Here is an 18,067-nt window from a genome sequence, read left to right as displayed (position 1 = left end):
TATCGCTTATGCCTCAACAAGAAAACCCTGTTTCGCATCTGCTGTGGTGCATGTTACTGGCCCTGCGTTGCGCCGATAATGACACACCTTTCACGACCGAATCTGCACGAAGAAAATTTCTGGCACAGTGGCTGACGGGGGCACGTAAGGTACCGGTCTTCTCAGGTCTGGCCCGCGAATTCACCGCCCTGCGCGAACTGCTTGGCAAAGATAAAACGCAACCGATCGACGGAATTTTGACAGCCCTCTGGCAACAGTCGGTCCTGAGCGAGAAGTGTGATTTCATCCGGCTTAGGGACGCCAAAAACGCACTGCATGGCAACCGCTGGCGCTGTTGTCTGTGTCGTTTCCCTGAACAAACTGTTTCGGAAACTTTCACCAGGCTGAGAACCCGGCACAATCACTATCTTCAGCTGACGCGAACAGAAGATACATTTTTGTCGACCGGCCAGATGAATGCCCCGCTGACATTCCAGCTCGTTCTGAACAAACCGTCCCACCAGTTCGAAGAGATTTTTCATCTGCATGGCTTTTCAGTAAAACCAGGCGCTGAAATCCAGACAGGGCACGCCACGCTGAGAACGGTATATATCGGCATGCCATCGCTGTCCGAAAACGTCTGGGGCGCAACCCCGGATGACCTGTGGACACCACAGTATCACTGATAAACACCTCCCCGTACTAAACCCCCGTCTTAACGCACGTTTCACCCTGATGGAGAACGCCATGCCGGATATTTGTGATCATGCCAATGAAGAAATGGAGTTTTTAAACCAGATTCAACTCTCGCGTATTTCCTCTGCCACACATCAGCCTTCAGCGACACATTGCTGCGACTGTAGGGCCCCCATTCCTGAGCCTCGCCGTGAGGCAGTACCGGGCGTCAGGCGATGTGTGGATTGTCAGGATCTCCTGGAACATTTCATCCCACTAACATAAGGAATCTAAAAATGCAGCGTAGCTTCTCGCTAAAAAGACAACATGCACAGACTCTGGAATACCAGGCAATTCGTTCCACAAACGACTGTAACACCCCGGTCAGTGCCCGCCAGGTACTGAGCGCCCTGGTGGAGTTATTGCCCTCGATCGACAAGACACAGCTCAATAACACCATCACAAGATTAAATCAGAGGAAAAGCTCATGATCCCCCTCTGGTCTGGCCGCCTCCCCCCTTCACTCTGACCTGCGTGATTACGTTTTGAAAAAAATCACCACATGGAGCCCCCATGAAACAACACACTGTACCCGCTTTAGGGCTGTTGCTCAGTGGCTGCGCGGTGCAGGGTAATCCCCAGCCGGATGTGCCTGCCGATAATGTTGTCGACCAGATGATAGCGGTCAATACACAGAAGGTCAGTTTCGTACAGCAGCAACTGATGGCAGCACTGACGCCCGTTTTACCCGCCCCTCCCCGGCCATCAGGCACATCTTCTTCGCCACCCTCTAAAAATGTGCCGCCGCAGGTGCCACCCCGGGCGATAACTTCAGCACCTCGCGTGACCACATCATCTCGCTGGCCTGCGTTGACCATTACAGGCCAGCGCCCGGCCATACCGGCACTGGCTCAGACCGGTACGGCACCGACACTGCGTCAGGCACTGGCAAAGATAGTGCCTCCCGGCTGGACCATCCACTACGACATGGGCCTGAAGCCGGAGGTCAGGCGTCCTCTGACCTGGCAGGGGAACGATCAGTGGCCCTATGTGCTTAACCGGCTGCTGGCGCAGGAAAAAATGCGCGCCGACATTAACTGGACGACGCAAAAAGTTTCCGTATCCGCGGCCAGCCAGGCAGACGGGCCTGCTGTCTCCCCTCCGGTCGTGAAAGCCACACCAGGTAAAAACACGGGTAAAAATCCCTTTACCGGGAGCAGAGTAAAAACCAGCACCGTTCCTGTGGCAAGTCAAGTCAGTGTGGTTAAAACGCCGGTAGTCAGACCCCTTATCTGGCAGGCCAGCGTGGGGTCCACCCTCAAGGACACGCTACTGGAGTGGACGACCCGGGAGAAGTGTCCGGCAGGCGGCACCTGGAAGCTGGCATGGAATACCACCGTGAATTACCGCATTGATGCCCCACTGGCGTTCAGTGGTTCATTCCGCAGTGCGATCAACGACCTGTTTATTCTGTACGGCACTGCATCCACCCCGCTTTACGCCGCGACACAGTCAGCACAGTGTGTACTGCTGGTAGATGATAAGGAGCCGCGCTGATGCCCCTGATATTTTATCTGCTGGGGATATTTGCGGTGGTGATTTATGGCGGTCAGCCGACGCCGTCAGGTCTGGCAAGAACAGAGCAGAATATCCAGAACCAGCTGCCCCAGCAGGCCCGACAGACGCTTGCCTACGTCACAGCCATCAATGACTGGCGGTATGACCACCCCCTGCAGAACGGCACCATCACAGCCAGCCAGCTGGGTATCCCGTTTTCCGGTCATCTAAAGAATCAGGTTGTCAGCAACCGCCTGTGGGTATGGCAACCGGCAAAACCGGGTCTGTTCAGCGCCCTGCTTGCTGAGAGCGGGCACTCCGCCCTGACGGGTCAGGTCCGGGGCCGCCGTCTGTTTGATGCCACCAACACCGATATGCAGGTCACCGTGCCCGACGCCGTTCCGGACGGCAGCCTGGTCTGCCTCAATTAAACAAGAGAACCCCAATAATGAAAAAAACGCTTTCTGCGCTGGCGATGTTGTGCCTGTTATCCGGCTGCAGCACGCTGGACCGCATTGACGCCGTGGGTAAACAGGCCCGGGACGATGAGAAGCTCACCAGTCAGCATCTGCAGAAGATGAAAAGTGGTGAAGTCGTTCGTGAACTCCCCAGCCAGTGGATAAACCCTGTCCCACTCAATGCCAGAGGCAATGACCGGGAACGCCTCCCGTCCTGTCTGGTACAGATTAACCGTCCTGGTGTGATATCCGTCAATGACATCAGTGCGCACATCACCCGGACCTGCCGTATTTCGGTTGTACTTACCCCGGACGCGCGGCAGGTCACGCAGGCCAGTGGGCCGACCGAACAGATTAAAGGCCCGGTTCCCGCACCGGATGCTAACGGCATGCTGCCGCTGGCACAGATGGGTGGTGCCGTGCCGGCACCTGCACAACGTGCAGGCAGCGAAGCCACACTGCGGGGTGTCTACTGGAAAGGGTCACTCGACGGTTTCCTGGACAATGTCACGGCCCGCCTCGGTCTGTCATGGCGATATGAAGAAGGCCGTATCGTCATTTTCTATCTGGATACCCGAAATTTCCCGGTGCTGTTCATGGACTCACAGGCGGGATTCACGTCGAAAACCGTCAGCGGTACCACATCCTCAACGGGCAGCAGCGGCGGCGGGAGTAGTGGAGGTATCAGCGGGGACAACAACACCTCGCAGTCCACCGACATGGCCATCAAGTCCAATCTGTACGGGGATGTCTCCGCAACCGTGAAGGCGATGCTCACACCGGGTGTGGGACGCATGAACCTGTCTGCCGGTGTACTGACCGTCACCGACACCTCCCGCGTGCTCTCACAGATAGGACGGTATATTGACGACCGTAACCGTGAGTTAAACCGCCAGGTTGTCCTTAACGTTCAGATTTACAGCGTGGAGAGCAGACGCTCTGACCAGCTCGGTATCGACTGGGATGCGGTATTAAACCTCAGCAGCGTGAAAGCCACCTTTACGAACGCATTCACCAGTGCCAACGACGCAATTGCCAGCGGCGGCGCGATGATCGTCGACGGCAAGGGAGCCGGGACAAAAGCTCTGGTCAAGGCGTTATCCGAACAGGGTAACGTCAGCGTGGCCACACAGTCCTCGAGTCTCACCACCAACCTGAGTGCCGTGCCGATTCAGGTGGCGCTGCAGCAGGACTATATCTCTGACGTTACCAGTGAGCAGACCGCCAACGTCGGCAGCAGCGTGTCCTCAACCCGCTCCACCATCACGACCGGCTTTAACATGACGGTCCTGCCGTATCTGATGCCGGCCAGCAGCAATATGCAGCTGCAGTTCAGCGTCAACATGTCTGACGACCCGACCATGCGTACCGTCCCACAGGGCGAAAAAAGCTCCGTGGAGCTGATGAAAACCCGTCTGAAGACCTTCACGCAGCGCGTCAATATGAAGTCAGGGCAGACGCTGATTTTAAGCGGGTATGAGCAACTCAATAACACCGCTGATCATCAGGGCGTCGGCTCATCCCGCTTCTTTGGCATGGGTGGCGGTGCAAGCGGTGCGCAGAACCGCACGCAGCTGGTCATGTTTGTCACACCAATCATCCTGGGATAGCCTCATGGAAAGACTGCATAACATCCACGTTGTTGACCATGTGAAAGTGCACTATGTCGCCGGGCTGAACTGGCAGGTTATTGAAACCCAGTCGGCCAGACGATCCCGGAAACAGGCAAAGGCGGAAGGGGCCGAACATTACCTGGTGTGGCGCCAGCCGGATACGGTGCTGCTGGGCATGACGGTCCTGTCGGCTTTTCAGGAAACACGGGAGCGACAGGCTTACCGTTCTCTGGCATTGCAGATTCTTCCCCTGTTGCCGAAGGACGGATATGCCGTTATTCCGCTGTCTGAATCAACCCTGTGGTTTGTGGCCACTCTCGGCGGTCAGCTCTCTCCCCTCAGTGATATTGTCGGCTCTGCCGAACAGATAAAAAAAGCCATCGATGTCTTTGTCACGATGAACCCCCAGCCCCCTGCGGGCTGGCAGGTCATTGCGCCAGATGGCTTTGCGCAGGGAGAGACACAGCCGCCACCGGCACTCACGGACTGGCTGGCACTGGAAAAAACGCGCAGGACACCACGGCTGTCACCGACGAATGTCAAAGCGGCGGCCGGGTTATGGATTGCACTTCTGGCGCTACTCCTGGCCGGTCACTTTGGCTGGCAGTATCTGCAGGAGCGCAGGGAAAATGCCGAGATTGCAGCCGCGCAGGCTGCCCTGGCGGCAAAGCGGGCTGCAGCTAAAAGTGACAGCCAGCCACGACCGTGGGCCAGCCAGGCGCGGTTTAATACCGTGTTGCGTACCTGCCATAACCACTGGAAAACGTTGCCACTCTCCATTGCCGGCTGGACATTTGCCCAGGCACAATGTTCACCCACAGGAAGTCTGTCGGTAAATTACGCGCTCCCGGAGGGCGGGACGGTGGCGGATTTTGCCAGCCGTCTGCCTTACTGGTATCCGGGCATACCGGCGGGCTTTAACATTCCTGGCGCGGCCAACATGGCCACCTTCACGCTGACCTTTGCGCCTCCCGCCAGCACCGGGGCCGAAACGGTTGGGGATAATGCGACCCAGACCCAGCGATTCACCAGTTTTGCCCAGCGTCTGAACGCCGCGTTGCAGCTTACCAAACAGGACAACGCGCTGCGGGATGAGGCCGGCAATATCATTCCTGTCCCGTGGATCACCTACGCCTTCACCTTTGTGACCGACATACCTCCTGACCGCCTGTTTCTGGCCCAGCACTTTGATGACTCCGGGCTGCGTCTGGAACAGGTTTCGCTCACACAACGCGACGGTCAGCTGACCTATACCCTGGAGGGTTATCTCTATGCTGCGAACTAGCCTGATTGCTTCGCTTGTTTTATTTCCTGTGCTGGTCCATGCGGGGTCCCCGGGCGTGGAAAGCACCGGCATCGTGCCGCCCCCGTCAGGTGAGGTGACAGTCTCTGCCCCGCCCACGGGCAAAAACGTCATTCACATGGAGGAAATCCAGGCACAGACCATGTTGTACAAGGCCCAGCTCCTGCGGGATAAGGCGCTGACAGAGCTACAGAAACTGAGCAGTGGCGCTGACAGCCCGTCAATGGCCAGCGCCCCCCTGCCGTATGACACCTCAGCCACACAGTCCGCACCGGCGGCGTCTGCCCGGGACGAACCGCCTCCGCAGGTGATTCAGATAACCGGAGAAGGTAAAACGCTCTCTGCACTGATACGTCTGAGTGGCGGTAATCAGCTGATGGTCCAGGCCGGTAATACCATTCCTGGTGCCAATCTGAAGGTGGAAAAAATCACCTTCGATGCGGTGACCGTCAGTAAGGCAGGGAAGCAACCCTGGATGCTGGCATTTACTGAGGATTAACAATGAACGATACGACTGACGGGGCAACACCATGAGCGAAGCCGCTGAACGTTATGTCTGGCTGGCCCCGGACAGGATCTTTGTTTCTGCAGACCATGCTGCCCTGCCGGAAGTCCAGAGCATAGTGGCCAGGCTGTTGCGACAAAAGTCCGGTTTTTCGCTGGAAACCTGTACCCTGCAGCAACTGAGGGAATATCAGGACGGGGAGGAAACCCGCACCGGGGTTGCCGATAACAACGCCGACAATTCTGCCGAGCAAAACCGCGTACTGGGGTATTTTCGGGACGCGCTGCTGCAGCATTCCTCGGATATCCACTTTCGCATTGGTGAAAAAGGGCTGACCCGAATTCTGTACCGCATCCACGGAGAACTCGGTGAGGCGGGTCACCTTGAAACCGCTGAAGGCGAGACGCTGGCTTCCACCATCATTCAGTCTATGTGCGATCAGGCCGAGCCCAGCTTTCATTCAAACCGCCCGCAGAGTGCGCGGCTGCGCAAGGAGTTTCTGCGACAGGTGGGGCTGTTCGGCGCACGATATGAACACTATCCCACGGAGTTTGGCCTGCTGGCGGTCATGCGGCTTATTCCCGATGACGGGGATAAGCCGCCATCACTGGTTGAACTGGGATTCCTTCCGGAACAGATAGCCCTGCTGGAGCAGATGCTGATGACACCCGAAGGCATGATGCTTATCTCAGGTCCGACCGGCTCGGGTAAGACCACAACCCTGCGCACGTTGTGCCGGATGTACATGGTACTGACCAACTTCACCCGGCATCTGCTGACATTTGAAGACCCGGTGGAAGGCGGCATACCCGGCGCGGTTCAGTGTGGTATCAAAGCAGACCGCAGTAATCCGGAAGAAGTGAGTCAGGTCTGGGCGAGCGCCTTATCCAGCGGTATGCGACTAGATCCGGATGCCATTCTGGTCGGTGAGCAGCGCGACCGTAACTCCGCTATGGCCAGTATTATCGCCGCCCTCACCGGTCACATTGTCCTGAGTACGGTACACACCCCGGATGCCATTCGTATCCTCGACCGGCTGATTGAAACGTTCGGTGTAAGCGGATCTCTGGTCATCGACCCGCAGGTCATGATGGGGCTGATGTCCCAGCGCCTGGTGCAGACACTCTGCCCTCACTGCAAACTGGACTATGCCGAACGACTCAAAACGGAGTCGTTGCCCGCGCTGAGCGCACTGCAAAAGAACCTGCTGGCCGAACATACTGACACGCAGCGTATCGCGTTCCGTCATCCGGATGGTTGCCCTCACTGCTGGAAGGGCGTTAACGGACGGCGGGCTGTCGCTGAAATTATCCGTCCCGACGCCATGTTTATGGATATGTACCAGCGACACGGCAAGCTGCAGACCCGCAGTTACTGGGTGCATTACATGCAGGGCATTACCCGCCGTGCCCATTTACAGCACTACCTTAACGCCGGAGCGGTTGATCCTTTAAACGCCCACTTCATTTGTCCGCTGGATGAAGACAAACGTCTGTTATTACCCAGGGAGGCGGTTCATGTTTAACATTATCCCCATACTGACCCGATTCATCCCTCTGCTGTCACCTTTAATAAAAGGATGGACGTACGCAGAGATCTGGCTGGGCCGAAAAACCTTTAATGCCCGCGATCGTTTAATGATTTATGAGGATCTGGCCTTTCTGCTGGATAACAACGTCAAACTTGAAGACGCTGTCAAAGGCATGAGGGATAACAGACGGGAAGGCACGTTACGCCCCGGCGCCAGCGTTTACTGTCTGCAGGAGGTGGCACAGTCTCTGACTCAGGGGAAACCTCTGGACATGGGGCTGCGGCGCTGGATACCCAGGAATGAGGCTGCCATTATTCAGTCCGGGGTAAAGGAAAAACGTCTGGCGGACGCTCTCAGACGTGCTATTTACCTGGTGCAGGCGGTACGGGAGATTCGCACAACAGTAGTGGAACGTCTCACTCAGCCGTTAATTTTGTTTATCAGCCTGATCGCGATGGCCTGCATGATGTCATGGTACTTTGTTCCGAAACTGGAAACCCTGAAACCACGAGAACTGTGGACAGGGAGTCTGGTATGGATGGCTGATATTTCCGATTTATTTGGCCAGCACCTGAGCCTGTGGGTCACCGGTATCCTGTTTTTCACCGCATGGGCTTACTGGTCTTTCGGGAATCTTACCGGGCCAGCCCGTCGCATAATGGATCGATATCCTCCCTGGTCAATTTATCGTGAAATTCAGGGAGCGACATTTTTGCTGAACTTCTCTGCACTCTCCAGAGCACAGGTCAAAAACGAAGATGCACTGAGCCAGCTAAGCCTGCATGGTTCCCCGTGGTTACGCCAGCGCCTCAATGCCACACATCGTCTGATGAGCAGTGGTCGTTCACTGGGGCAGGCACTGTATGAAAATGGCTATCAGTTTCCCTCCAGAGAGGCGATCAATCGCTTAAAACTCCTGACACAGGGGGATGGCGGGGAGACGATTATAGACAGTTTCGCCCACAATCAGCTTGCCCGCACGCTGACCAACATCCGGATGCTGGCCAGCTGGCTAAATCTGATCATTTACCTGCTTTCAGGTCTGTATCTGGCGCTGGTCGCCTATTCAACGCAAAACCTCAGCGCTGTTACCGGCGTTTAATCTCATCAAATCAAAAGGAACCTTTATGGACAACATTATGTTATCCCGACGCCCCACGTCCGTTAATCGTGGAGAAGTAAACCTGCTGGGACTGGGTCTTTCTATTGCAATAGGTGCCGTTCTCATCTACGGAGTCATTAGTTATGCCACCGGCGTTTTTAGTGCTAATGATGTGCAGGCCGAATACAGCAACGGCACGACAATCATCACGAATGCCCGCGCCCGTCTGAAAACAGACGGTATTTATGATTTCAGCGGTGCTGCTGACATGACCGGCACGTTCATACAGTTAGGTGGTGCCCCGAAAGGCATGATTGTGGGTAATAAAGCTTCGGGTTCTGCAACACTGAAAAATCAGTTTGGTGGCTCAGTTACCCTCGCGCCTGCAACCAGCAATGGTGCAGCAAAAGCGGCCTTTACGGTGACCTATAATGCCATTCCTTACGAAGCCTGCACGCAGTTGTCGACACAAATGAGCGGCAGTCCAAATGTGGCCACGACGTCGATTAATGGCACCTCAAACAGTGGTGTGGTGTCTGCAGCTAATGCCGGGAAGCAGTGCGTGGCTGACAGCGGCAGTACGGGGACCAACTCGCTGGCCTTCACCACCAACAGCTAAGACCGGAGGAGACATGGCTGTCTTACGCAACGCGTTCCTCCTGCTTGCAATGAGTCTGGGCCTGACGGCTCAGGCTCATGCCTGGTGTTTTGCCGAAGCGGGACAGCGCTACCACATTGATCCCCTGCTGCTGAAGGCGATCGCCATCCGGGAGACGGGCCTTAAACCGACGCTTATTGGTAAAAACCGCGATAAAAAGGGCAACATCACCAGCCGTGACTACGGCCTGATGCAAATTAATGACGGCAATGCCAGACGACTTATCAGCATGGGCGTCATTACAAGTTATCAGGATTTACTGTCCAACACCTGCCTGAACATTCAGGCAGGTGCCTGGGTGCTGGCGCGGCATTTTCAGGTCTGCGGTATCACCTGGGATTGTCTGGGTTCCTATAACGCGGGATTCAGCGACAAAAACGCGCCCATACGCCAGCGATATGCGCGGGATGTTTACGCCATTTATCAGCGTTTGCGGGGGAGCTGATGAATCTCTGGACCTGGGGACTCACTTTCGCGTTACTGTGCCTGTCTCTTTTTTTACAGCTACGGCAGGTCAATGCATTTCTGCATGAGCATGATGCCCCGCCTTTACCCTCCCGACTGTCAGACATTGTGTCACTGCTGTTTCTGCTGCTCGGGATGTTTCTTGTTTATCAGGGGAATTTCCCCGCTCTGCTTATGTTCAGCGCCCTGCTGCCGCTGCTGTGGCTGGATTCCTGGCAGCACTGGCTACCGCTTCGTTTTACCAACGCATTCTGGTTTGCCGGTCTCCTGGTCCGGCTGCTGCCCGACGGGGAGACCCTGCCGCTGCTACAGGCGCTGTTCAACAGCACAGTGATGTTCTGTCTGATGTGGGGCGTGTGGTGGAGCGTCAAGCGCCTCTGTAAGCGCGAAGCTCTGGGGCGGGGTGATGTCCATCTCATCGCAGGGCTGTTTGCCTGGCTGCCGGCGACCAGCGCACTCTACAGCTGCGGCCTCGCTTTTTTAATGATGCTTGTGGCGGTCGCCAGAAAACCCCAGCCACTGGCACCCTGGTTATGTCTGTCCTTAGTGGCGGGTTTGTTTATCGGGGACTCACTTCTCTGAATTTAATTATCCACCCGATAACGGGACGAAGAATAAACATGCTGTTGTTTAACTCAGCAGGAGGATTCGATGAAAAAAATCAACCAGGGTAATGCGCAACTGATGTCTCTGGTGCTGGTACTGGGTCTTGCCATGATGGCCGCCCCCAGAGGAATTGAAATGATGGCGCAGCAACAGTCAGAGCGGGTCTGGGATGTGACGGCGAGCCAGTTCAATACCGTGCAGATGGCCGCCCGGCAGTACATCAGTGACAATATCAATACTCTGGTCACACAGGTAAGACCGGGACATCCTGTGTATGTCACGGTAAACACCCTCAAGACAACCGGACATCTTCCTGCCGGTTTTGGTGCAAATGATCATAATCAGAGCTACCTCATCGCGGTGGTCAGTAACCCCAAAATGACCAGCCAGTTGCAGGCATTTGTTATGACCACGGGCGGGCAACCCTGGGATTTTGGCGCACTCCGCCATATATCGAGCAATATATCGGGCCTCGGGGGTTATGTCTGGCCAGATAACCAGGCTGTCGGCGCGGGCGGGGGCTGGAAAATGAAACTGGCAGACTACGGTCTGAGCAGTAAGCAGGGTTCACTGGTAACCTTTATCCCTTCCGACCAGTTAGGCACCAGTGGGCAGGGGAACGATCGTCTGTATCGTTACGCCGTCAACGGCCATCCCGACTTCAACCGTATGCACACCGCTATCGATATGGACGGGAATAACCTGAATAACGCCGGCGATATTACCGGTAAACAGGCGATTATCAGTGGTGAAATTAAAGGACAGCAAGCCACGATCACTGGCGATATAAAAAGTACGGGGGGATGGATAACCACGCAGGGTAATAAAGGCTGGCTGAACGAAACCTACGGCGGTGGTTTTTATATGTCAGACAGTAGCTGGATGCGCAGTCTGAATAACAAAGGAATTTATACCGCCGGAGAGATCAGAGGTGGCCAGTTACGATCTGATGGTAACGTATCTGTCGCCGGTATTCTGACACTGGATCAAATCAATGTTGCAGACACTTCATGTCCCACGAACGGGGCTGTAAGCCGCACTGTAACAGGTGCCCCACTTTCGTGCCAATCCGGTATCTGGAAAAATGTAGGAGAAGGAGATATTAAGGTGGTAAGTATTACAGCTGAAGCATGGCGCTTCCCATCCGCAACTGCGTGGTGTCCAGCGGGTAAAAAAGTCACCGGTGGCGGTGCAAACTGTTTTACTCCAGGCGGTAGTATCTGGCTTGTTCATTCAGCCCCGGCTGGTGATAACGGCTGGGTTGCGACTTGCGATACAACAAAAGATAAGAACGCATCGATAATCGTGCATGCCTTATGTCAGTGATTGTTGTTGATAACGCAGGAGCGTGGCCGAAATCATAGACATAGTTCACACCATAAAAATGGTCGACACTGGCAATTAACTCAAAGGTCAATAATAGACATTGACGTGTTCATCATCCATGAGCACGTCAGATAAAACAGTAAATGCCCATATAGTACGGTGCATACTGAGTTGCATTCGTTGCTCGCCAGTTCATATAACCGTTCGCGTCCGGAGCATCAGTGGGGATTAGTTCAGTAATAGCCAATTCGCGGCCATCAATTCTGTACGTATTTATGCATAGTTTGAATCGCCCCAGATTTACTGTTTGACCAGGCCAGATCTGGAACGTCCCTCCAATTCTCAATGAGAAATTAATGTCTTTCCAGATACCGGATTGGCACAGGGGCAAACGTGCCAATCCGGTCGTTGGACAGAAAATGGAAAGGTATCCTCATTCGAAGTTATTTCGGGCAATGATGCTTGTGGGAAATATGTTTACTCAAAAGCCTACTGCCCTGCCGGAAAGCAACTGGTTTCCGGCGGTTATATCCTTTCTAAATGGAGTGGGGGCAGCGGCTGGAACAGTCCCGACCTTTCCATGCCTGCAGCAGCAACAGAGAATGCCTGGCAAATATATACTGGTGGTGGTGTTACGGGTGGAACGTGCATGCGTGCAATTGCATGGTGCGCCAGGAACTAACTGAATGATAAAATAGGATAACTCTTATTTTTATAATGCCATGGAGGCAGACTATGTTCACTTACCTCTTTAGTAAATTCAGTAAAAAACTGAAAGTACCCACTGCCAGAACACTGTTCAATACAACAAACCTGAGAAGAAAATCACGCAATAAGTTACTCATAAAATCGGGAGTGATGTTCACTGGTCAAAGCACAGTAACCCCACCCTTTTTTTATGAATATGGGCGTATAACGATTGGTCATGGTGTGTACATCAACACTGGATGTAACTTTCTCGATCACGCCCAAATTTCAATTGGTAACGATACCCTCATAGGACCTAACGTAACACTAACGACAGCCAGCCATGAGGTTTCACCTGAATTAAGAGGTAGTGGTGTAACTCAGGCGCCAATAAGTATTGGTGATAACGTCTGGTTAGGTGCTGGAGTCGTTGTTCTACCGGGAGTTAAAATCGGCAACAACAGCGTTATTGCTGCGAATAGTGTTGTACTTTCAGATGTACCAGAAAATGTACTATATGCGGGCAGTCCAGCTGTTTTTAAGCGCCACATCTGACCTGGGCTATTGATAGCGAAAAACGCTGAAAGTGCCGTAATCACACCCATAGGACAGCATTCCATTTGATGTGATCGAAAACGATGCCCCTTTAGGCACATCAAATGAAAAACTGCCAGATTTTCCCCACTCAGAATTCCCATCGACTGAGTGCGCCACTGTTTGACCTCCCACACTGGCAGTCAGTGAAAACGTATTGGCACAGTTATCAGAGTTACCGAAGTTGATTTTTCTGGGTGGAGGATTGCCTCCCCATACATAGATTTTAAACTGCTTTCCAGTTGTGTTGTTCCCGCTAAAAACACCTTTAAAAGCCCCGAGATACGCGTAAACGCCATCTTCAGGACCAGGTAAACGCCAGATACCGGATTGGCACGTATGTGTTTGTATATATTAAGTTCATCCTGAATAATCGTTTACATTTGAGAACTTTCTCATGAATCGATTATCAAGGAACCTGTCATGTCCCGGCCGTTGCGTATCAAGAAAATGTCTCTGTATAACGCGCTCTCCAGATATTACGCCACCACCTCTGTGCATAAACGGGGGCATCAGCAGGAGTTTTACCGTGTATGCGTCATACAGCGTCACCCTGTGGCCCAGAAAATGATGGATGAAATCACCACGGTGGATATTGCCGCCTATCGTGATTTCCGCCTTTCACAGATTAATGTCCGTACCGGGCGTAACATTTCGGGCAACACGGTTCGACTGGAACTGGCCCTGCTTTCATCGCTCTATAATCTCGCCCGGGTCGAATGGGGAACCTGCAGAACTAACCCGGTTGAACTGGTGCGCAAACCTAAAATCGCAGGCGGCCGCGACCGGCGACTGACATCACAGGAGGAGCGACGGTTATCCCGCTATTTTCGGGAACAGAACCCCGCGTTATACACCATCTTCCATCTGGCCATTGAAACGGCCATGCGCCAGGGCGAAATATTATCCCTGCAATGGGAGCATATCGATATCCAGCACGGTGTTGCCCATTTGCCACACACCAAAAACGGCAGCACACGTGATGTCCCTCTGTCACGTAAGGCACGCCGTCTTCTCCAGGATATGGGCATAGCCATGACGGGGCCGGTTTTTAATTACACCTCTGCTGGCGTCAAAAGTGCCTGGCGGACAGCGCTTCAGCGACTCAATATTCAGAACCTGCATTTTCACGATCTGCGCCATGAAGCTATCAGCAGGTTATTTGAACTGGGCACGCTGAACGTGATGGAAGTGTCGGCCATTTCCGGTCACCGTTCGCTTAACATGCTTAAGAGATATACCCATCTCAGGGCATACCAGCTCGTCAGCAAACTGGATGCCAGACGTCGACAGACACAAAAAATTGCGCCCTATTTTGTACCCTATCCGGCCTGTATTGAATCTGTTGATGATGAGGGGCAGACCGTTTTCCAGATCCGCCTGCACGACTTCGATAATCTTGCGGTATCTGGTCATTCACGGGAGAGTGCGATGGAGGCGGCCTCCGTTGCGTTACTCCGGGTTCTGGCGCTGGCCGCTCAGCGAGGTGAACGCGTACCACAACCGGGCGGATTGCCTGACGGCATGGCTGAGCGGGTGATGATTAATCCTCTTTGTAACGGCCAGCCTGCCTGATGGTATCCCGTTGTAACCACATTTGAGCGTCACCCGGGTGAGTGTCTGACAATTAACAGCTCTCACCCCAGATTATTTCAAAAAATCATATACAGAATCCAGGAAGAAAGGTGAAAAATGAATGCAACAGAGATAATTCTTACCTGTTATATGGTATTAGCAATAATTGTCATATTAATATGCGTGGCAAAAGCACATTCACGTGAGCTTGAAAGTGAATCAATCATTCTTACTATGCTGTTTGTGTTTTTGATTGGTGTCCTGTTAATGATTATAGTTTTAATAATAAATCAGCCTCATGTAATACAATAATATTTCTCGCGACATATCTTTTACTTAAATTCAGGGCAATCTCATGAAAAACCAGTTCTTTCAGGGATACTGGTGCCAGTCCTGCCATCTGGTTACCAGTACACCCGACACTAACCCTCTCATTTATATCAACGTCATTTTCTCCCACTCATGCACAATTCACGCTCAAACAAGAACAACAGCGCCTGAAGGTAAAAAATGAACACAAAAGAAATAATCATTACCTGTTATTTGGCATTTGCAACAATCGTATTATTAACCGTCATGAGTAAATAACAAAGTAATGTAGACAGTATAACCACCATCATTACTTCGTCATTTATTAATCTGTCTGGGGTTATTGTAATGATTACACTCCCTCATTTAACACAGTGATACTTTTCACAACATCTCTTTAATTTAAATTCAGGGCAATCTCATGAAAAAACCAATCCTTTCCGGGATACTGGTGCCAGTCCTGCTGTCTGGTTGCCAGTACGCTCCGGCATCAACATCCACTTCTGTATCAACGACACTCTCTCCCTCTGCGGCACAGATCGCCTTTAAGCAGGAACAACAGCGCCTTGCTCTGACGCTGACCGAAGATGGCTGGTTATTGCCAGGTCGTATCAGGTCCAACTCACAGCGCGTTTCGGTGGACTGGGACGGGGATGCGATTGAACTGCTCTCAAAACTGGCGCATCAGCGGGGGATCACCCTGCGCTATTCCGGTGTCCGTCTGCCCCTGCCTGTCACCATTCACGAGCGGGACGTCACGTTTGAAACCCTGTTGCGCCTTATCCGTACACAAATCAGCTGGCGCGCGACAGTGACACAGCAGTCCGACGCGCTGGAAGTCGGTTTCATGCCACCACTCAAAGGGAAAATGTCATGACAACACACCCCCTTTACGCTCTGGGCCTCATCGTCCTTGCTCTTTTTACCCCGCTGTCCGGGGTTATGGCTGCCACCACAACCGCCAGTCCTGCCCCGCCGCCGCCTTCAATGTCGGCCTATCTCAATCCTGAAGCAGACGACCACAACGGGGTTAACGATACGGTGTATCAGATGCTGACTGAGGCCGGCAAAACTGAAGGGTTTCGCGGGGGAAAAGCGCAACGGGCATGGGAACTTCGCCAGTCTCTGGAGCAGCGCGCCCGCCAGCTCGACAGCACGTATCTTTTCTCACCGTTGATTAACCGGCAGGGCTGGCTCCCGCCGGTGATTGCCGAGGCGACATCGCTGGCCACTATCACTGACAAACAAATGCGCACGGCCAGCCATGTTTACAACATTCTGGTACCGGAGCGTTTTGTCAGTAACCCGCCCGGCTGGCGCCAGTATCTTTTCGCCGGGTTATCCATCCAGTCAGCACCCACAGATACGGTCATTCCGCGTAACCGGGCAGAACGCACCGTCTGGCAGAACGCCATCCGGAAGGGCTGGCTGGAGGGCCGTCAGAGCGCTGACGATACACTGGCGGCTAACTTCAACAGGCTGACCCGTGATTACACCGGGATGATGCGCTATTCAATTCTGGTGAAACAAAAAATGATCACCCCGCCCGTCATTGCCGAACAGCAGCAGAGCGTCAGCGGCAGCCGTGAGGAGCTGATGCTCGGTGACAAGGTTCGTGACCTGAAGCAACGCGCCGGCTTTGATCTGGACAAGAAGAAATGGGAGCCGCTGATTCAGACAAGGGCTACGCAATGACCGCACTGGATAAATTTGATTTCTCAGCAGGTCTGACGCCCGATGTATTCCGCGCCTTCTTTGTCCACTGTTACCGGCATGGCGTGTCAGACATTCATTTACAGTCCGGCGGCCCGCTGGTACTTGGCCACCACGGCCGGAAGATACGGGCCTCGGCGTTCACGCTGGACCATTCGACACTGCTCCTGCTTATCGACGCGCTCTTCAGCCCGCTCGTCAAGGCCCGTATTCAGGGGGGCAAGGGCGATGATGCGGCGTTACAGCTTGAAGGTGACAGTCAGCAGCGCTACGGCCTTGAAAGAGGAGAACGCATCCGTTTTCGTGCCAACTTCACCCAGGCCACCATCCGGGGCCTCAGTACAGCCGTTGCTGTCACGCTGCGCGTCATTAACAACCATATCCCGGCGCTGAACAGCCTCGGGCTTCCCGATCCACTGTATCAGACGCTGGCGCATCTCCCGGTTGAAGGCGTCGGCCTCATCGTGGGACCAACCGGTTCGGGAAAAACCACGTTGCTGACATCGGTATATCAGCACCACGGTGAAACGACCCCTGACTGCAAGGTCACCACCTATGAAGATCCGATTGAAGGCTTGCTGGGGGGACCGAACTGGTTGCTGCAGCCGCAGCAGTGTGAAATCGGCCGCGACGTTCCGACCTATGCCGAAGGCCTGCGCCTGTCAATGCGTCAGGCGCCGACGATTATCGGGATTGGTGAGGTGCGCGACAGTGAGACCGTCGAAGGCATGGTCAGTGCGGCACTGTCCGGCCACCTATGTCTGGGAACGGAGCATGCTTTTTCTGCAGGACATGCCTTTGCCCGCAGCATTCGTATGCTGCCTGCAGAAAACCGCGAACCGCTGGCCCATGACATGCTGGAACTGATGCGTTTTATCGTCATGCAACGCCTGGTCCCCACCACGGATGGCCGACGCTGTGCCATCCAGGAATATGTGCTGTTCGATGATGAGCTGCGCGAGTCATTGCGCCGGCATGAATACACGCAGTGGGCCACGGTGCTCAATAAAGACCTTGCCGCACAGGAAGCCCGTATCAGTGACCTGGTCTGGAAAAAGTACCAGGAAAACCGCGTATCCGAAGAGACAGTGCGCAGCTATCTCGGTAACAGTGAATTTATTAAGCGGAGGCAACATCATGTCCGGTGATTATCACCCGGGGCGGGATGCCTCCCCCCCGGTTAACATTTTTGGTATTCCGGCGCTGGCATGGCTCATTTTCGCGCTCTGGTTTAAGTGGCCATCCACGAACATGTTTCTGTTCTGCACGGGACTCATCCTCTTCTATGCCGTTCTGGCCCACTTTGGTTTCACGGTGACGGTACTCAGCCAGCGCATCTTCCACCTTCTTCGCGGTCGTCGCCTGACAGGGCGGCCCTGGTGGTACCGAAAATTCTTTGAGTAAAGGAGAC

At 53.9% G+C, this 18,067-nt stretch carries 19 protein-coding genes; all 19 read left to right on the top strand.

Annotated features, from left to right (window positions below):
- The first annotated feature begins 8 nt into the window (after positions 1-8).
- The 19 genes from ACLJRE_RS21240 to icmT all read left to right on the top strand — a co-directional run bounded on the left by ACLJRE_RS21240 (position 9) and on the right by icmT (position 18,060).
- A complete protein-coding gene (locus ACLJRE_RS21240) occupies positions 9-665 on the top strand; it encodes a hypothetical protein (RefSeq protein WP_410957553.1) in 657 nt (218 codons plus the stop codon).
- Entirely contained in the window at positions 637-939 is a 303-nt protein-coding gene (locus ACLJRE_RS21235) for a TraR/DksA family transcriptional regulator (protein ID WP_410957552.1), read from the top strand. Before ACLJRE_RS21240 ends, ACLJRE_RS21235 begins: the two co-directional genes overlap by 29 nt.
- Before the next feature lie 288 nt (positions 940-1,227).
- Positions 1,228-2,211, top strand: coding sequence for a TcpQ domain-containing protein (locus tag ACLJRE_RS21230; RefSeq protein WP_410957551.1), 984 nt, complete (start codon positions 1,228-1,230; stop codon positions 2,209-2,211).
- The gene (gene pilM, locus ACLJRE_RS21225; RefSeq protein WP_079849693.1) at positions 2,211-2,642 is read left to right on the top strand and encodes a type IV pilus biogenesis protein PilM; all 432 of its coding nucleotides are present in this window, start codon (positions 2,211-2,213) and stop codon (positions 2,640-2,642) included. The genes ACLJRE_RS21230 and pilM overlap by 1 nt, the downstream gene beginning before the upstream one ends.
- 17 nt (positions 2,643-2,659) lie before the next feature.
- The gene (locus ACLJRE_RS21220) at positions 2,660-4,279 is read left to right on the top strand and encodes a PilN family type IVB pilus formation outer membrane protein (protein ID WP_170875672.1); all 1,620 of its coding nucleotides are present in this window, start codon (positions 2,660-2,662) and stop codon (positions 4,277-4,279) included.
- Between the two features lie 4 nt (positions 4,280-4,283).
- Positions 4,284-5,567 (top strand): type 4b pilus protein PilO2, encoded by a 1,284-nt coding sequence (gene pilO2 / locus ACLJRE_RS21215; protein WP_410957550.1) that lies wholly within the window; start codon positions 4,284-4,286, stop codon positions 5,565-5,567.
- Positions 5,554-6,084, top strand: coding sequence for a type IV pilus biogenesis protein PilP (gene pilP / locus ACLJRE_RS21210; RefSeq protein ID WP_410957548.1), 531 nt, complete (start codon positions 5,554-5,556; stop codon positions 6,082-6,084). The genes pilO2 and pilP overlap by 14 nt, the downstream gene beginning before the upstream one ends.
- A gap of 31 nt (positions 6,085-6,115) precedes the next feature.
- Positions 6,116-7,615, top strand: coding sequence for a GspE/PulE family protein (locus tag ACLJRE_RS21205; protein ID WP_410957546.1), 1,500 nt, complete (start codon positions 6,116-6,118; stop codon positions 7,613-7,615).
- A complete protein-coding gene (locus ACLJRE_RS21200) occupies positions 7,608-8,723 on the top strand; it encodes a type II secretion system F family protein (protein ID WP_165801328.1) in 1,116 nt (371 codons plus the stop codon). Before ACLJRE_RS21205 ends, ACLJRE_RS21200 begins: the two co-directional genes overlap by 8 nt.
- Before the next feature lie 25 nt (positions 8,724-8,748).
- Positions 8,749-9,342 (top strand): type 4 pilus major pilin, encoded by a 594-nt coding sequence (locus tag ACLJRE_RS21195; protein ID WP_410957544.1) that lies wholly within the window; start codon positions 8,749-8,751, stop codon positions 9,340-9,342.
- 13 nt (positions 9,343-9,355) lie between these two features.
- On the top strand, positions 9,356-9,826 hold the full coding sequence (locus ACLJRE_RS21190) for a lytic transglycosylase domain-containing protein (protein WP_410957543.1): 471 nt from the start codon (positions 9,356-9,358) through the stop codon (positions 9,824-9,826).
- Positions 9,826-10,428 carry a prepilin peptidase gene (locus ACLJRE_RS21185; protein ID WP_410957542.1) on the top strand — a complete coding sequence of 201 codons (603 nt, stop codon included), beginning with the start codon at positions 9,826-9,828 and terminating at the stop codon, positions 10,426-10,428. Before ACLJRE_RS21190 ends, ACLJRE_RS21185 begins: the two co-directional genes overlap by 1 nt.
- 69 nt (positions 10,429-10,497) lie before the next feature.
- The gene (gene pilV / locus ACLJRE_RS21180; protein WP_410957540.1) at positions 10,498-11,778 is read left to right on the top strand and encodes a shufflon system plasmid conjugative transfer pilus tip adhesin PilV; all 1,281 of its coding nucleotides are present in this window, start codon (positions 10,498-10,500) and stop codon (positions 11,776-11,778) included.
- A 735-nt stretch (positions 11,779-12,513) separates the two neighbouring features.
- Positions 12,514-13,020: a DapH/DapD/GlmU-related protein gene (locus ACLJRE_RS21175; protein WP_410957539.1), complete on the top strand. Its 507-nt coding sequence runs from the start codon at positions 12,514-12,516 to the stop codon at positions 13,018-13,020.
- 462 nt (positions 13,021-13,482) lie between these two features.
- Positions 13,483-14,634, top strand: a complete 1,152-nt coding sequence (locus ACLJRE_RS21170) for a site-specific integrase (RefSeq protein WP_410957537.1) — start codon at positions 13,483-13,485, stop codon at positions 14,632-14,634.
- 730 nt (positions 14,635-15,364) lie between these two features.
- Positions 15,365-15,820: a DotD/TraH family lipoprotein gene (locus ACLJRE_RS21165; protein WP_410957535.1), complete on the top strand. Its 456-nt coding sequence runs from the start codon at positions 15,365-15,367 to the stop codon at positions 15,818-15,820.
- Positions 15,817-16,638, top strand: a complete 822-nt coding sequence (locus ACLJRE_RS21160) for a type IV secretory system conjugative DNA transfer family protein (RefSeq protein ID WP_410957534.1) — start codon at positions 15,817-15,819, stop codon at positions 16,636-16,638. The genes ACLJRE_RS21165 and ACLJRE_RS21160 overlap by 4 nt, the downstream gene beginning before the upstream one ends.
- Positions 16,635-17,804: a plasmid transfer ATPase TraJ gene (traJ, locus tag ACLJRE_RS21155; RefSeq protein WP_410957533.1), complete on the top strand. Its 1,170-nt coding sequence runs from the start codon at positions 16,635-16,637 to the stop codon at positions 17,802-17,804. The genes ACLJRE_RS21160 and traJ overlap by 4 nt, the downstream gene beginning before the upstream one ends.
- Positions 17,794-18,060 carry an IcmT/TraK family protein gene (icmT, locus tag ACLJRE_RS21150; protein WP_079896959.1) on the top strand — a complete coding sequence of 89 codons (267 nt, stop codon included), beginning with the start codon at positions 17,794-17,796 and terminating at the stop codon, positions 18,058-18,060. The genes traJ and icmT overlap by 11 nt, the downstream gene beginning before the upstream one ends.
- Positions 18,061-18,067 lie beyond the last annotated feature (7 nt).

Origin of the sequence: Salmonella sp. SAL04157 (assembly GCF_046551635.1) — a bacterium.
GTDB classification, from domain to species: domain Bacteria; phylum Pseudomonadota; class Gammaproteobacteria; order Enterobacterales; family Enterobacteriaceae; genus Salmonella; species Salmonella enterica.
The sequence above is the reverse complement of the archived record's forward strand: the minus strand, read 5'-3'. Positions and strand labels throughout refer to the sequence as shown.

Excerpts from the sequence above, each read along its gene's own strand:
- ACLJRE_RS21240 (WP_410957553.1), top strand. The coding sequence starts at position 9 with ATGCCTCAACAAGAAAACCCTGTTTCGCATCTGCTGTGGTGCATGTTA.
- ACLJRE_RS21235 (WP_410957552.1), top strand. The coding sequence starts at position 637 with ATGACCTGTGGACACCACAGTATCACTGATAAACACCTCCCCGTACTA.
- ACLJRE_RS21230 (WP_410957551.1), top strand. The coding sequence starts at position 1,228 with ATGAAACAACACACTGTACCCGCTTTAGGGCTGTTGCTCAGTGGCTGC.
- pilM (WP_079849693.1), top strand. The coding sequence starts at position 2,211 with ATGCCCCTGATATTTTATCTGCTGGGGATATTTGCGGTGGTGATTTAT.
- ACLJRE_RS21220 (WP_170875672.1), top strand. The coding sequence starts at position 2,660 with ATGAAAAAAACGCTTTCTGCGCTGGCGATGTTGTGCCTGTTATCCGGC.
- pilO2 (WP_410957550.1), top strand. The coding sequence starts at position 4,284 with ATGGAAAGACTGCATAACATCCACGTTGTTGACCATGTGAAAGTGCAC.
- pilP (WP_410957548.1), top strand. The coding sequence starts at position 5,554 with ATGCTGCGAACTAGCCTGATTGCTTCGCTTGTTTTATTTCCTGTGCTG.
- ACLJRE_RS21205 (WP_410957546.1), top strand. The coding sequence starts at position 6,116 with ATGAGCGAAGCCGCTGAACGTTATGTCTGGCTGGCCCCGGACAGGATC.
- ACLJRE_RS21200 (WP_165801328.1), top strand. The coding sequence starts at position 7,608 with ATGTTTAACATTATCCCCATACTGACCCGATTCATCCCTCTGCTGTCA.
- ACLJRE_RS21195 (WP_410957544.1), top strand. The coding sequence starts at position 8,749 with ATGGACAACATTATGTTATCCCGACGCCCCACGTCCGTTAATCGTGGA.
- ACLJRE_RS21190 (WP_410957543.1), top strand. The coding sequence starts at position 9,356 with ATGGCTGTCTTACGCAACGCGTTCCTCCTGCTTGCAATGAGTCTGGGC.
- ACLJRE_RS21185 (WP_410957542.1), top strand. The coding sequence starts at position 9,826 with ATGAATCTCTGGACCTGGGGACTCACTTTCGCGTTACTGTGCCTGTCT.
- pilV (WP_410957540.1), top strand. The coding sequence starts at position 10,498 with ATGAAAAAAATCAACCAGGGTAATGCGCAACTGATGTCTCTGGTGCTG.
- ACLJRE_RS21175 (WP_410957539.1), top strand. The coding sequence starts at position 12,514 with ATGTTCACTTACCTCTTTAGTAAATTCAGTAAAAAACTGAAAGTACCC.
- ACLJRE_RS21170 (WP_410957537.1), top strand. The coding sequence starts at position 13,483 with ATGTCCCGGCCGTTGCGTATCAAGAAAATGTCTCTGTATAACGCGCTC.
- ACLJRE_RS21165 (WP_410957535.1), top strand. The coding sequence starts at position 15,365 with ATGAAAAAACCAATCCTTTCCGGGATACTGGTGCCAGTCCTGCTGTCT.
- ACLJRE_RS21160 (WP_410957534.1), top strand. The coding sequence starts at position 15,817 with ATGACAACACACCCCCTTTACGCTCTGGGCCTCATCGTCCTTGCTCTT.
- traJ (WP_410957533.1), top strand. The coding sequence starts at position 16,635 with ATGACCGCACTGGATAAATTTGATTTCTCAGCAGGTCTGACGCCCGAT.
- icmT (WP_079896959.1), top strand. The coding sequence starts at position 17,794 with ATGTCCGGTGATTATCACCCGGGGCGGGATGCCTCCCCCCCGGTTAAC.